Origin of the sequence: Arcobacter rhizosphaerae, from assembly GCF_049472155.1 — a bacterium.
In the GTDB taxonomy this organism is placed as follows: Bacteria; Campylobacterota; Campylobacteria; order Campylobacterales; family Arcobacteraceae; genus Arcobacter_B.
Genome location: NZ_JBMOVW010000001.1, coordinates 422,589 through 435,649 on the forward strand (window position 1 = coordinate 422,589; position 13,061 = coordinate 435,649).

Consider the following 13,061-nt stretch of genomic DNA (forward strand, 5'->3'; position numbering starts at 1 on the left):
ATTTGTTAAGATTTGCACCAAGTCCAAATGGAAGTATAAATATTGCTAGTTTAAGAGTAGCAATTTTTAACCATATTGTCTCAAAGCAAAAGAATGAAGATTTAATTATAAGAATTGAAGATATTGAAAAAGACAAAATCGTTGAAGGTAAAGATAAAGAAATTTTAGAAATATTAAGTCTTTTTTCTATTGATTATTCAAGAGCAGCACATCAAAGTGATTCTTTAAAATATCATCAAAAAATGGCAATGCAACTTATGGCACAAAAGAAAGCTTTTGCTTGTTTTTGTGGAGATGTAAAACTTAATGAGTTAAAAGAAGAAGCTAAAAAAGCTGGAAAAAATTTTAAATATGATGGTTTTTGTGAAACTTTATCAGATGAAACAGTTTTAAATACAAATGCTCCTTTTACTGTAAGAATTAAAGAGTCAGATTCAAGTATAAGATTTACTGATTTACTGCAAGGGGATTTTAAATATAAACCAAGTGATATGAATTCCTTTATTATTTTAAATCATGATAAAACACCAACTTATGATTATGCTTGTGCAGTTGATGATATGATTATGGATATTTCAATAGTAATTAGAGAAGAAAAGTATTTAGAGTCTACACCTAATCAAATCTATGTGAGAAAGTCTTTAGGTTATGATAAAAAAATTGATTATGTTCATTTACCTTTAGTAAATGAAGGTAATATATCTGTAAAGTTTTTAATTGAAGAAGGTTTCTTGCCAAGTGCTATTGCTAATTATTTAGTTCTTTTAGGAAATAAAACACCTAAAGAAATATTTACTTTAGAAGAAGCAGTAGATTGGTTTGATATTACAAAAATATCAAAAGAAAAAGTTACTTTTGATATTGATATTTTAAAACAGATTAATAAAAAACATTTAGAGACTTTAGATGATATGAGGCTATCTAAGATTTTAGGTTATGCAGATATTGATTTAGGTAAATTGGGAAAGATTTTTTTAGAAGATTCATTTACAATTAAAGAGATAAAAGAAAAGATAGATTTTATTTTTACTCAAAAGTCAACTTGTGAAGGATATGAAAAACAGTTTGTAGAAATTAAACTTTGTATTCAAGATGCTCCTTTCTTTGAAGAGTATGAAGACTTAGTTACTTATATTTCTGAAAAAACAGGTTTTAATGGTGACTTTTTACAAAAGCCATTAAGTTATATCTTTGTTGGTAAAAAGGATTATGATAAACTTTCTTTAGTATATCCTTTAATTAAAAATTATTTAGGAGAAATTGCAAAATGATAGATGCACTTTTAGCTTCAATATTTACAGTTGTTTTAGGCATAATTTTCTTATACAAATGGGTGATTATTATTTCAGCTATTTTATCATGGGTAAAACCAGATCCTTACAATCCTATAGTTCAAATGTTATATAGACTTACAGAACCTGCTTATGCTTTTGTAAGAAGATATATCCCTACAGTTTTTGGAGGAATGGATTTAGCTCCAATTATTTTAATTTTTGCTCTAATATTTTTAGAGACATTTCTAAAAAGTCTAGCCTTTTAATTATGAAAAGGCTAGCAACTTCACTTATTTGTTTTATTACTTTTACAACTTCAGCTTTATCTGCTAATGAAACATCTTTTTTAAAAAAAGATTTTGAACCTACTCTTTCTTGGTTAGAAGAAAAACCTAAATCTTATGCAAGAGATTTTTTTATTATTCAGTATCTGAAACAAAATGATATTACAAAAGAACAAGCGAAAAAAGCTTATGATTTAGCAAAAAGAAAATCTAATAGAGTAAATAAAGCATATAAAAAATATAATGATGAAATACCTATAGAAGATTTAAAATGTTATAGAGCCACAAGTAAAGAACTTTTTTTAGAAGATGATAGATGTTTAGCTTTAGGACTTACATTAAAAGAAGCTACTAAACTACCTATATCCTATGTAAAAGAAGCAGTAAAACGAGTTTCTAAGTACCCTACTTTGATGAATGACTTAGAGATTATTGCAGCTAATCAACCTTTTTTAAAAATAATTAAAACTTATCCTCATAGATTTTATAGAATCTTTTTTGATGTTGGAGAAGAATATAGAGTTAAAGAGTTAAATCATCCAATGCCAAAAGATTTTATTGCTAAACTTTCTTTAGAGAAAGATTTTAATAAATTTATTAGATATGTTGTTCCAAATCCTAAATATAATTTTATTCAAAGGTCTTTATTTGATGTCCTAGATAATCAGAATTTAACACATCAAACAGTTTTTTTTCTTTCTATGAATGCAATTAGACATAAAAAGGAAGAAATAGCTTTAAAATATTTAGAGTATGCTTCTAAAAAAGCATATTTCAAAATGGATAAAGATAAAGTACTTTTTTGGCAATATTTAATTACAAAAAAAGAAAGTTTGTTAGAAGAATTAAGTAATAGTTGGGATATAAATATATACTCTTTATATGCAAAAGAGATTTTAAACAAAAAGATTGATAATATATTTTATGAGTTAAAAACAAAAGAAAAAGAAACATCTTTTGATATATATAATCAGTTTGAATGGATAAAAGTACTTGATGATATTAAAGAAGGTTTAGATGAAGAAAAACTTTTAAAATATCAAAATGAAATTTTTACAACAAAACAAACACAGGCACACTTAGCTTATTTACTTGAAAAATATAATAAATATAAAATTCAATATTTTATAACTCCTTATGAAGAAGAAGTTAAAAAATATAGTTTAGAAAATCAAGTACTTATATATGCTATTGGTAGACAAGAAAGTAGATTTATTCCCTCTTCTATATCTTTTGCTACAGCTCAAGGAATAATGCAAATAATGCCTTTTTTATCAAAAGCTTTAGCTAAACAATTAAATGTTTCATATAATATATATGAACAATTTATTCCTTCTGTAAATATAAAGTTTGCCAATAAACATTTAAATACTCTAAAAAAACAATTTAATTATAATCCACTTTTCATAGCTTATGCTTATAATGGTGGACCTGGTTATACAAGGGGACAATTTAAAAGAGGTTTATTTAAAAATTTAAATAAAAAGTTTGAACCATTTTTAAGTATGGAATTGATTTCTTATAATGAAACTAGAAAGTATGGTAAAAAAGTTCTTGCAAACTATTATATATATAATAATTATTTAAATAAGAAAAATAAGAAGAGTTTATCTTCTATTTTTCAAACTTTAACTGCACCTTAGAATTCTTGTCTTTTAATTCTAAAGTTAAATTTGTTTCTTTTTTTAAAGTTTCAAATTTAACTAAATAATGTTTTCCCCATGCTCTATTTTTTAAAATTGAACTGTACTTTCCATCTTCTTTTACTTCTTTAATACTTAGAGGTTTATTTTTCTCATTTAAACTTATTTTATAGTCATAATCATTTAAGTTTTGATTTTTTTTATTAATAAAATATGTACTAATTAAAAAAGTTTCTTTGTCTAACTCTTTTATATTATTTAAATATGTTGCCCAAAATAAAACTTTTTGTTCATTATTTTCTAATATATCTGCTTTTTTTGTGTGTTGAATTGCTCTTGCTTTTTGTTCATTTGCTTTAAAATATTTTAAAGCATTTGTAGATGAACATCCTACAAAAATTGTAGAAAGCAGGCTTAATAGTATAGTTTTATACATAATTACTCCAAATTTATATGAAGCTAATTTTACTTTAAATATCTAAAATAGAAATTAACTTACATTTTATATATATAAAACTTTATGAAAATATTGTATTATTCCAAAAAGGAAATATATGAATACACTATTAATAATAGCTCATGGTAGTAGATTAAAAGAATCAAATGATGAAATAATTGATTTTGCTAATAGTATCAAAGATTTAAGTAATAGAGATTTTGAAGTAAGATATGCTTATTTAGAACTTGCACAACCTAATATTTTTGATTCTTTAGAAGAGTGTTTAACGAAAAAACCTAATGGAAAAATAAAAATATTACCTTATTTTTTAGCAAAAGGAAAACATGTAAAAGTTGATATTCCTAATGAAATAGAAAAAATAAAAAGTATTTATAAAAATGCTGAAATTGAAGTTTTACCCCACTTAGGAAAAATTAATGGTTTAGCTCAGCTTATTGTTAATAATTATGCCTTAAATGAAAAATGATTTAATCTAAATATACTTTAACTACAATTTGGATAAAATCCACACTATGAATAATAAAAGATTAGTAGTGGCTTTATCTGGCCCATCAAATAGTGGAAAAACAACAGTTATTGTTAAATTATCAGAAGCTTTACAAAATAAAGGTTTTAAAGTTTGTATTATAAAGCATGATCCTAAGGATAAAGCTACATTTGATACAGTTGGAAAAGACTCATATAAGTTTAGTCAAACAGGTGCAAATGTAGCAGTTGTAAGCCCTAATAAAACAACACTTTTTAAAAAAGAAACATCAACAATTGATGAAATGATTACTTTGTTTGATGATTTTGATTATTTACTTGTTGAGGGTTTAAAAACTTTAGAATTACCAAGAATTTCTATTTTTAGAAATAATCTTGATGAAACTTATTATCCTTATACAGATGCAATAGCTTGTGATGAAACTATCGATAAAGATAAAATTCCTACTAATATTTTTACATTAGATTTAAATAATCCAGAAGAGATAATCTCTTGGATAGACAAAAACGCAAAAAGAGTATAATAATGCAAGATATAATAAAAGCAATTGAAGAAGCTAGTATAAAAATTAAAGATCTTATTGAAACAGGTGATACAGGGAAAAGTGAACAAGAAAACTCAACAGGTGATACTCAATTAAAATTGGATATAGCTAGTGATGAAATTATTGAAGATATTTTTAAAAAAGTTTCATCAATCAAAGCTATTGTTTCAGAAGAACAAGAAGAGATTGTTAATTTAAATGAAAATGGTGAATATCTTATTGCCTATGATCCTTTAGATGGGTCTTCATTAGTTGATGTTAATTTATCAGTTGGTTCTATATATGGGATTTATAAAAATGAATTTAATGCAAAAAGTATAATTGCTTCTGTTTATGTTGTATTTGGTCCAAGAGTTGAAATGGTTGTAGCAACTGATGATGTTAAAATGTATAGATTACTAAAAGGTAAATTTGAATTTATTCAAAATATTGTTTTAAATGAAAAAGGAAAATTAAATGCACCTGGTTCAACTCAAAACTGTTGGGCACCTTATCATAAACAAATGATTGATGATATTTTTCAAGATGGATATAGGTTAAGATATTCAGGTGGTATGGTTCCTGATTTACATCAAATCTTATTAAAAGGTGGAGGTTTATTCTCTTATCCTGGAACTACAGATAGACCAAAAGGTAAACTTAGACAATTATTTGAAGTATTTCCATTTGCTTATGTTTATGAAAAAGCTAATGGTGGTGCTGTTGATGGATTTAAAAGAGCTTTAGAAGTTGAAACAACTCATATTCATGATACAACTCCTTGTTTTTTTGGTTCTAAAAATGAAATTAATAGAGTATTAGAAGTATATAAAAATAATGGATGAAAAACAAGAAATTGTTATTGATGAATGGCAAATAAAGTTAGATAAAAAAATATCTGAACTTAAAACTTGTCAAGAATCAAAAAGTTTAAAATCATGTACTCCTTGTGAGCAGTTTTTTGAATGTGAACTTAGAAAAAAATATGTAATTGCTGTTTATGAGTCAATGAATAAAGGCTCTGGCGGTGGATTTGAATTTTAAAAAATATTATAAATTATAAAAGAGGTAAAGAATGGAAGAATCTTGTAAAAATGTATATATAACAACACCAATTTATTATGTAAATGATGTGGCTCATATAGGTCATGCGTACACTACTATTATTGCGGATATGCTAGCTAGATATTCAAGATTAACAGGTGCAAATACTTATTTTTTAACAGGAACAGATGAGCATGGTCAAAAAATTGCTCAAAGTGCAGAACAAAGAGGTAAAACGCCAAAAGAGTATGCTGATGAAGTTTCTGGTAAATTCAAAGCTTTATGGGATGACTTTGATATTACTTATGATAAGTTCATTAGAACAACGGATGAACAACATAAAAAAGGTGTTCAAAAAGCTTTTGAAACAATGTATAACAAAGGTGACATTTATAAAGGTGAATATGAAGGTTTTTATTGTGTGTCATGTGAGACATTCTTTACTGAAAAGCAACTAATTGATGAACAGTTCTGTCCTGATTGTGGTAAACCAACTAATATTGTAAAAGAAGAGAGTTTCTTTTTTAAATTATCTGCTTATGAAGATAAACTTATTAAATGGTATGAAGAAAATGAAGACTGCATTTTACCAAGATCAAAGAAAAATGAAATTGTTAATTTTGTAAAAGGTGGTTTAAGAGATTTATCTATTTCAAGAACATCATTTGATTGGGGTGTTAAACTTCCAGATTCTCTTGATGAACCTTTACACGTTATGTATGTGTGGCTAGATGCCTTAATGAACTATATTACTGCGCTAGGTTATGGGACTGATGAAAAAGATATGAACCATTGGCCTGCTTCAACTCATTTAGTAGGAAAAGATATTTTAAGATTCCATGCTATTTATTGGCCTGCATTTTTAATGTCTTTAGACTTACCTCTTCCAAAACACATAGCTGCTCATGGTTGGTGGACTAGAGATGGTGAAAAAATGTCAAAATCAAAAGGAAATGTTGTAAATCCTAAAGAAGTTGCAGACGCTTATGGTTTAGATGCATTTAGATATTTTATGCTAAGAGAAGTTCCTTTTGGTCAAGATGGCGACTTTTCTCAAAAAGCTTTAATGGATAGAATTAATTCAGACTTAGGAAATGACTTAGGAAACTTATTAAATAGAATTTCTGGTATGTCTGGAAAATATTTTGATTTTAAAGTTACTTCAAAAGATGTAGAAAAATTCCATAAAAAAGAACTTGAAGAAGTAGAAACAATCTTAAATAATATTGAAGAATATCTTTATAATATGCAAATTAATAGATATTTAGAAGATATTTGGAAGGTATTAACAGTTGCTAATAAAGCAATTGGAGATTATGAACCTTGGGCTAAAATGAAAGAAGGCAAAGAAGATGAAGCAATGGCACTAGTAGCTTTAATTACTAATATTATGGCTAGAGTTGCTATTCTTTTAGATTCAGTAATGCCAGAAAAAATATCAAAAATAGCTGAGTCTTTAGGTCTTGAAATTACAACTGAAAACTATATTAAGTTAATTAAAAATAAAGAACTATTAGAAGATACTACTATTACTAAAGTTTCTCAACTTTTCCCAAGAATTGAAGAGATTTTATTAGAACAAGCTAAAACTTCTGAAGTATCAAAAAATGAAGCAGAAAAAAAGTCTGAGTCTAAAAAAGAAGTAATTGAAGAAGATGATAATTTAATTACAATTGATAAGTTTTTTGAAACAACTTTAAAAATTGGAACAATTGTAGAAGCTGAAGAAGTGCCTAAATCAAAAAAATTATTAAAGTTACAAGTTGATTTAGGAGAGGGGAAAAATAGACAAATTCTAGCTGGTATAAAAGAATTTTATAATGCAAGTGATTTAGTTGGAACACAAGCTTGTGTTGTAGCAAACTTAAAACCTGCAAAATTAATGGGAATGCTTTCTGAGGGTATGTTAATGGCAGCTAAAGATGAAAATGGTTTATCTTTAATCAGACCAGAAACTGCAAAAAAATCAGGAACAAAAATAAGCTAGTGCAAATTTCATCTTTAATAGATATCATTGATGGGAGACTTTTAAACTCTCCCTCAATTTCATTTATTTATTCTTTTAAAACAGATCCTTCAAAAGTAAAAGAAGGAGATTTATTTATAGCTAGAACTATTAATGATATCCCACTTGCTGTACAAAATGGAGCATTTGCAATTGTTTCACAAGATATTCATCCAATTATTGATAAAGAGATTGCATGGATAAAAGTTTTAGATGTTGATTTATCAATAATTCAGTTAATTAGATTTAAATTAGCAAATTATAACATTAAAGCATATCATTGTAATAATGCTTCATACGATTTAATGAAAATTTATTCTCAAACGACAAGTAAAAATATTAAGTTCATTTCTAATAATTTAGATAGTTTTATTAAAAACATTGATGATATACAAGATAATGATGTAATTTTTTCAAGAAATAAAGAGCTTTTAGAAAAAATCTATCCAAATATAGAAGCATTTGATTATAAAATAAAATATGCTAATTTAATAGAACACTCTTTATTTGAAGTATCATTTACGTATAAAGATATATATTTTTCTAAATTAAAGTTATCTAAAATATATATAGAAGATTTTTTAAGAGTTTATGATTTCTTTAATAAAGATATTGATTTATTAAAATTAAAATCTTTTAATTATTTTAAACCACTTTTTTTAGATAAGTCTTTAGAAATTATAGAATTTGGAAAAAGTGATAAATTTATAATTACTCAAAATAATTTAGAATTAGTAGCAAGTGAAATTAGTTATTTAAAAAATAAGTTCAAATATGCAAAAACATTATTTATAACTTCTAAATATAGTCAACATTTAGAAAAAAATCAAATTATAGTGAAAACTACAGATGAGTTGAAAAAAATATTAAAGAAAAATAGTTTTAATGCTGTTTACGTTATAGGTTTTACTTATGATGAAATTGCTCAAGCTTTACAAAAGTTAGAAAAGCAAGCTTCTCTTTTCTAACTTTATTTTAATAAACCATTCCAAATGAGCTTATTACCTTTCCTATAACTTGAATATCTTCAGTACTAAGTATTTGAGCAGGATAATCTTTATTATCTGAGATAATATCAAAATTTCCATCTACTCTTTTTTGTATTCTTTTTACAAAAAGTCCATGATTTGTAGTAAAGGCAAAAATTCCATCTCTTGAGGGATCATTTTTGGTTTTGTCAACAAATATGATATTTTCATCATTGAGTGTTGGTTCCATTGAATCCCCTACTACATTAATAGCATCAATATTTTTTAGATTATCTTCTCCTCCTAACATTTCTATAAAATATGGAGGAACCTCTAATGATTCATAATTATCTTGTGCATCATAAGCTCCTCCTCCAGCACTTACATTAACAGAAGGATAGTATTTAATCCAGTATTTATCTGTAGAATCTACTAATGAGTCAGGATTTTGATTATAAAGCAACCAATTAATAGATATTTTTTTTAAAGCACAAAAATTTAAGATATTTTGATAAGGAATTTTGCCTCTATTTTTCATAGTTGCAAAATTTGCTTGACTTAGTTCTAATGAGTTTGCAACATCTTTATCAAAAACTTTTCCATTTTTACCATCTGCACTAATAATATCTTTAAGTTTGTCAATAATTTCACTAACATCTAACATTTTTACTCCTAATACATACTAATTACATAATTATATTACAAAATGAAATATTTTTCAAGGTTTTTTAAAAAATATCATAGAATTTGAAATATTTATTGAAAAAGGATATTAAATGGAAAGAAAAATAACTATAAGTATAGATAATCTTCTTGAATTTTTTCAAAAACTTGACATATTGATTTATAAATTTGGTGAAAAAGTACTTTAAATTACTAAAATTTATAAATTTAATACAAATAAAAGATAAGTATAAATGTTAATAAAGGTACTTTTATATATTATTACAGTGATAATTACATGGTGGTAACCACGGAGAGTATTATGGAAGTAAACTTAATCACAGAAGCACTGAAGTTCATGTTATTGGGAATGGGAGTAGTATTTTCATTTTTAATAATTATGATATTTGTTTTAAAAGCACAAGCTGCTTTAATCACAAAGTATTTTCCTCAAAAGGAAAAGAAGCCTACTGCAAATAAACCTGTTGGTTCATCTGCATCTAACAATTCTGCAAAGACAGCTGCTATCATAGCAGCAGTTCAACATCACAAAAATCTAAAAGGTTAAAATAAAATGGCTAAAAAGTATATTGATGTTATGGATACTACTTTTAGGGATGGATTTCAATCTGTCTTTGGAGGTAGAGTTTTAATGGAAGATTTCTTTCCAGCTGTAGAAGCTGCGAAAGATGCTGGTATAACTCATTTTGAGTTTGGTGGAGGAGCGAGATTCCAATCTTTATTCTTTTACTTACAAGAAAATGCATTTGAAATGATGGACAAATTCAGAGAAATTGTTGGTCCAGATGCAAATCTACAAACTCTTGCAAGAGGTATCAATACAGTAATGTTAGATACTGGTTCAAGAGAACTAATTGACTTACATGCAAAAATGTTTGCAAAACACGGTACAACTACTATTAGAAACTTTGATGCTTTAAATGATGTACAAAATTTAGAGTACTCTGCAGAATGTATTAAAAAATATGGTTTAAATCATGAAGTTGTTGTTACACTAATGGATTTACCTCCAGGATGTGAAGGTGCTCATGATGTTCCTTTTTATGAAAAAACATTAAGACAAATTTTAGATAGTGGTATTCCACATGACTCAATTTGTTTTAAAGATGCTTCAGGGACATCATCTCCTCAAAAAGTGTATGAAACTATCCAAATGGCTAGAAAGTTAGTTGGTGAAGATACTCATATTAGATTGCATACACATGAAACAGCAGGTGTTTCTGTTGCTTGTTATTTAGCAGCATTAGAAGCTGGTGCTGATGGAATTGATTTAGCAGCATCTCCTGTTTCAGGTGGTACATCTCAACCTGATATTTTAACAATGTTACATGCTGTTAAAGGTAAAAACTATGATTTAGGTGGTTTAGATATTGAGAAAATCTTAAAATATCAAGAAACTTTAAATGATTGTTTAGGTGAATATTTTATGCCACCTGAAGCAACTCAAGTTTCACCTTTAATTCCTTTCTCACCTATGCCAGGGGGAGCATTAACTGCTAATACTCAAATGATGAGAGATAATGGTACTTTAGATAAGTTCCCAGAAGTTATAAAAGCAATGAGAGAAGTTGTTGAAAAAGGTGGATATGGTACATCTGTAACTCCTGTTTCTCAATTTTATTGGCAACAAGCTTACGCAAATGTAATGTTTGGACCATGGAAACAAATTGCACCTGGATATGGGAAAATGGTTCTTGGATACTTTGGTAAAACACCTGTTGAACCTGATGCTGAAGTTGTTGCATTAGCAGCAGAAAAATTAAAAATGGAACCTACAACTGAAAATCCACTTGATATTGCAGATAGAGATGAAAAGAAAAAAATCTCTGTATGGAAACAAAGATTAGAAATGGAAGGTTTAGAAACTTCAGAAGAAAACATTTTCATTGCTGCTGCATGTGATGAAAAAGGAATTGCTTTCTTAAAAGGTGATTCACCATTAAATGTAAGAAAAAATGATACAACACAAGGGGAAAATACAATGGCAAATGCAACTGGAAACTATACTGTAGTAGTAGATGGACAAAAATTTAATGTAAGTATTGCTGAAGGAGATGCTGATATTCAAGTAACTCCAGCAACAAATAATACTTCTGCTTCATCAGCAACACCTATTGTAAATGGTGAAGCTACTGAAGTTCCTGCAACTGTTAATGGTAATGTATGGAAAATTTTAGTAAATGAAGGTGAAAAAGTAGAAAAAGATCAAAAAATAATGATTTTAGAAGCGATGAAAATGGAAATTGATATTAATGCCCCAGTTGCAGGTACTATAAGTAAAATTACAGTGGGTGCTAATGAATCAGTAGATGAAGGACAAACATTAGCTATTATTGGCTAATTGTATATTTGGAGTTAATATGAAAAAAAACCTATTTATCTTACTGTTTACAATATTAAGTGTTTTTTCAATAAATTCACTAGCTGCATCAGCACCTGTTGAAGGTGCTGGTGAGCAAAAAGAGTATCATTCTAAAACAATGACAGAACTTGTTGAATCATTTTATGATACAACAGGTTTAAAAGCAATTATTTCTCCTGTTGAAGGTTTAAAAGGACCTCATGGAGAAGAATTAACTAAATTTGCGCAAAGCTTTGGTAGAATCATTATGATTCTTATTTGTTTTGTATTATTTTATTTAGCTATTAAAAAAGGTTTTGAACCTTTACTATTAATACCTATTGGATTTGGTGGACTTTTAGCAAATATTCCAATTGCTGAAATTGCTGGTGAAGATGGTATGTTAGGTATTATTTACAATATGGGTATTGCTAATGAATTCTTTCCCCTATTAATTTTTATGGGTGTTGGAGCAATGACTGACTTTGGTCCTTTATTAGCAAATCCTAAAACTGCATTACTTGGTGGTGCAGCACAATTTGGTATTTTTGGTTCATTAGTTGGTGCTGTTGTACTATCTCAATATCTTCCAGGAATTGACTTTACACTACAACAATCAGCAGCTATTTCTATTATTGGTGGAGCTGATGGGCCAACATCAATTTTTATTGCTTCTGCTTTAGCACCTGAGTTACTTGGAGCAATTGCAGTTGCTGCTTATTCTTATATGGCATTAGTACCTGTAATTCAACCTCCAATTATGAGAGCATTGACATCAATGGAAGAAAGAAAAATTAAAATGGGTTCTACTAGAAAAGTTTCTAAATTAGAAAAAATAGTATTCCCTCTTATTGTTTTAGTTTTAACATTATTAATTTTACCTGATGCATCGCCATTAATTGGTGCTTTATGTTTTGGTAATTTTGCTAAAGAATCAGGAGTTGTTGATAGATTATCTGATACAATGCAAAATGCATTAATCAATATTGTTACAATCTTCTTAGGTCTTGGTGTTGGTTCTAAACTTGCTGCTGAACAATTCTTAGTCGCAGAAACTATGGGTATTATGGCTATTGGATTAGTTGCATTTGCTTCTGGTACTGCAATGGGAGTTATCATGGCAAAAGTTATGAATATGTTAAGTTCAAAAGAGAATCAAGTAAATCCACTTATTGGTGCAGCTGGAGTATCTGCTGTTCCTATGGCAGCGAGAGTTGTTAGTAAAGAGGGTCAACAGTACGATCCATCAAATGTATTATTAATGCATGCAATGGGCCCAAATGTTGCGGGAGTAATCGGATCAGCAGTTGCAGCTGGTGTTCTGTTATCAATTTTTAAATAAAACAAA

Annotated in this window: 14 protein-coding genes; 12 read left to right on the forward strand and 2 right to left on the reverse strand. The window is 27.4% G+C overall.

All coding sequences use genetic code 11. The features are described from left to right. Nucleotides 1-2 precede the first annotated feature (2 nt). The 3 genes from gltX to ACH5BH_RS02090 are packed head-to-tail and all read left to right on the forward strand — an operon-like array spanning nucleotide 3 to nucleotide 3,201. The gene (gene gltX / locus ACH5BH_RS02080) at nucleotides 3-1,271 is read left to right on the forward strand and encodes a glutamate--tRNA ligase (RefSeq protein WP_423297290.1); all 1,269 of its coding nucleotides are present in this window, start codon (nucleotides 3-5) and stop codon (nucleotides 1,269-1,271) included. After that, the gene (locus tag ACH5BH_RS02085) at nucleotides 1,268-1,540 is read left to right on the forward strand and encodes a YggT family protein (protein WP_404304100.1); all 273 of its coding nucleotides are present in this window, start codon (nucleotides 1,268-1,270) and stop codon (nucleotides 1,538-1,540) included. Before gltX ends, ACH5BH_RS02085 begins: the two co-directional genes overlap by 4 nt. A gap of 2 nt (nucleotides 1,541-1,542) precedes the next feature. Then, nucleotides 1,543-3,201, forward strand: coding sequence for a lytic transglycosylase domain-containing protein (locus ACH5BH_RS02090; protein ID WP_423297291.1), 1,659 nt, complete (start codon nucleotides 1,543-1,545; stop codon nucleotides 3,199-3,201). On the opposite strand, the gene ACH5BH_RS02095 is transcribed toward ACH5BH_RS02090, so the two are convergent. Then, the gene (locus ACH5BH_RS02095; protein WP_423297292.1) at nucleotides 3,173-3,637 is read right to left on the reverse strand and encodes a hypothetical protein; all 465 of its coding nucleotides are present in this window, start codon (nucleotides 3,635-3,637) and stop codon (nucleotides 3,173-3,175) included. The genes ACH5BH_RS02090 and ACH5BH_RS02095 overlap by 29 nt on opposite strands. 118 nt (nucleotides 3,638-3,755) lie before the next feature. On the opposite strand from ACH5BH_RS02095, the gene ACH5BH_RS02100 reads away from it, so the two are divergent. Genes ACH5BH_RS02100 through ACH5BH_RS02125 form a run of 6 tightly spaced genes read left to right on the forward strand, consistent with a single transcriptional unit; the run spans nucleotide 3,756 to nucleotide 8,688 of the window. Then, nucleotides 3,756-4,127 (forward strand): sirohydrochlorin chelatase, encoded by a 372-nt coding sequence (locus tag ACH5BH_RS02100; RefSeq protein WP_404304097.1) that lies wholly within the window; start codon nucleotides 3,756-3,758, stop codon nucleotides 4,125-4,127. A 46-nt stretch (nucleotides 4,128-4,173) separates the two neighbouring features. Next, complete coding sequence (gene mobB, locus ACH5BH_RS02105) at nucleotides 4,174-4,671, forward strand: molybdopterin-guanine dinucleotide biosynthesis protein B (RefSeq protein WP_404304096.1); 498 nt, start codon at nucleotides 4,174-4,176, stop codon at nucleotides 4,669-4,671. 2 nt (nucleotides 4,672-4,673) lie between these two features. Next, nucleotides 4,674-5,516 carry a class 1 fructose-bisphosphatase gene (locus tag ACH5BH_RS02110; protein WP_404304095.1) on the forward strand — a complete coding sequence of 281 codons (843 nt, stop codon included), beginning with the start codon at nucleotides 4,674-4,676 and terminating at the stop codon, nucleotides 5,514-5,516. Continuing rightward, nucleotides 5,509-5,715: a hypothetical protein gene (locus ACH5BH_RS02115; protein ID WP_404304094.1), complete on the forward strand. Its 207-nt coding sequence runs from the start codon at nucleotides 5,509-5,511 to the stop codon at nucleotides 5,713-5,715. Before ACH5BH_RS02110 ends, ACH5BH_RS02115 begins: the two co-directional genes overlap by 8 nt. A gap of 31 nt (nucleotides 5,716-5,746) precedes the next feature. Next, complete coding sequence (gene metG, locus ACH5BH_RS02120) at nucleotides 5,747-7,702, forward strand: methionine--tRNA ligase (RefSeq protein WP_404304093.1); 1,956 nt, start codon at nucleotides 5,747-5,749, stop codon at nucleotides 7,700-7,702. After that, nucleotides 7,702-8,688: a peptidoglycan synthetase gene (locus ACH5BH_RS02125; RefSeq protein ID WP_423297293.1), complete on the forward strand. Its 987-nt coding sequence runs from the start codon at nucleotides 7,702-7,704 to the stop codon at nucleotides 8,686-8,688. Before metG ends, ACH5BH_RS02125 begins: the two co-directional genes overlap by 1 nt. Before the next feature lie 7 nt (nucleotides 8,689-8,695). Here the strand turns inward: ACH5BH_RS02125 and ACH5BH_RS02130 are convergent, their stop codons facing one another. Next, nucleotides 8,696-9,352 (reverse strand): S24 family peptidase, encoded by a 657-nt coding sequence (locus ACH5BH_RS02130; protein WP_423297294.1) that lies wholly within the window; start codon nucleotides 9,350-9,352, stop codon nucleotides 8,696-8,698. Between the two features lie 321 nt (nucleotides 9,353-9,673). Here ACH5BH_RS02130 and ACH5BH_RS02135 point away from each other — a divergent pair, with 321 nt between their 5' ends. The 3 genes from ACH5BH_RS02135 to ACH5BH_RS02145 are packed head-to-tail and all read left to right on the forward strand — an operon-like array spanning nucleotide 9,674 to nucleotide 13,055. Continuing rightward, the gene (locus tag ACH5BH_RS02135; RefSeq protein WP_404304090.1) at nucleotides 9,674-9,919 is read left to right on the forward strand and encodes an OadG family protein; all 246 of its coding nucleotides are present in this window, start codon (nucleotides 9,674-9,676) and stop codon (nucleotides 9,917-9,919) included. 6 nt (nucleotides 9,920-9,925) lie between these two features. After that, nucleotides 9,926-11,713, forward strand: coding sequence for a biotin/lipoyl-containing protein (locus ACH5BH_RS02140; protein WP_423297295.1), 1,788 nt, complete (start codon nucleotides 9,926-9,928; stop codon nucleotides 11,711-11,713). A gap of 19 nt (nucleotides 11,714-11,732) precedes the next feature. Further along, entirely contained in the window at nucleotides 11,733-13,055 is a 1,323-nt protein-coding gene (locus ACH5BH_RS02145; protein ID WP_404304088.1) for a sodium ion-translocating decarboxylase subunit beta, read from the forward strand. Nucleotides 13,056-13,061: the final 6 nt, after the last annotated feature.

Bases quoted from the DNA above. Each gene is read 5' to 3' on its own strand.
- ACH5BH_RS02085 (WP_404304100.1), top strand. From the start codon at position 1,268: ATGATAGATGCACTTTTAGCTTCAATATTTACAGTTGTTTTAGGCATA.
- ACH5BH_RS02090 (WP_423297291.1), top strand. From the start codon at position 1,543: ATGAAAAGGCTAGCAACTTCACTTATTTGTTTTATTACTTTTACAACT.
- ACH5BH_RS02095 (WP_423297292.1), bottom strand. From the start codon at position 3,637: ATGTATAAAACTATACTATTAAGCCTGCTTTCTACAATTTTTGTAGGA.
- ACH5BH_RS02100 (WP_404304097.1), top strand. From the start codon at position 3,756: ATGAATACACTATTAATAATAGCTCATGGTAGTAGATTAAAAGAATCA.
- mobB (WP_404304096.1), top strand. From the start codon at position 4,174: ATGAATAATAAAAGATTAGTAGTGGCTTTATCTGGCCCATCAAATAGT.
- ACH5BH_RS02110 (WP_404304095.1), top strand. From the start codon at position 4,674: ATGCAAGATATAATAAAAGCAATTGAAGAAGCTAGTATAAAAATTAAA.
- ACH5BH_RS02115 (WP_404304094.1), top strand. From the start codon at position 5,509: ATGGATGAAAAACAAGAAATTGTTATTGATGAATGGCAAATAAAGTTA.
- metG (WP_404304093.1), top strand. From the start codon at position 5,747: ATGGAAGAATCTTGTAAAAATGTATATATAACAACACCAATTTATTAT.
- ACH5BH_RS02130 (WP_423297294.1), bottom strand. From the start codon at position 9,352: ATGTTAGATGTTAGTGAAATTATTGACAAACTTAAAGATATTATTAGT.
- ACH5BH_RS02135 (WP_404304090.1), top strand. From the start codon at position 9,674: ATGGAAGTAAACTTAATCACAGAAGCACTGAAGTTCATGTTATTGGGA.
- ACH5BH_RS02140 (WP_423297295.1), top strand. From the start codon at position 9,926: ATGGCTAAAAAGTATATTGATGTTATGGATACTACTTTTAGGGATGGA.
- ACH5BH_RS02145 (WP_404304088.1), top strand. From the start codon at position 11,733: ATGAAAAAAAACCTATTTATCTTACTGTTTACAATATTAAGTGTTTTT.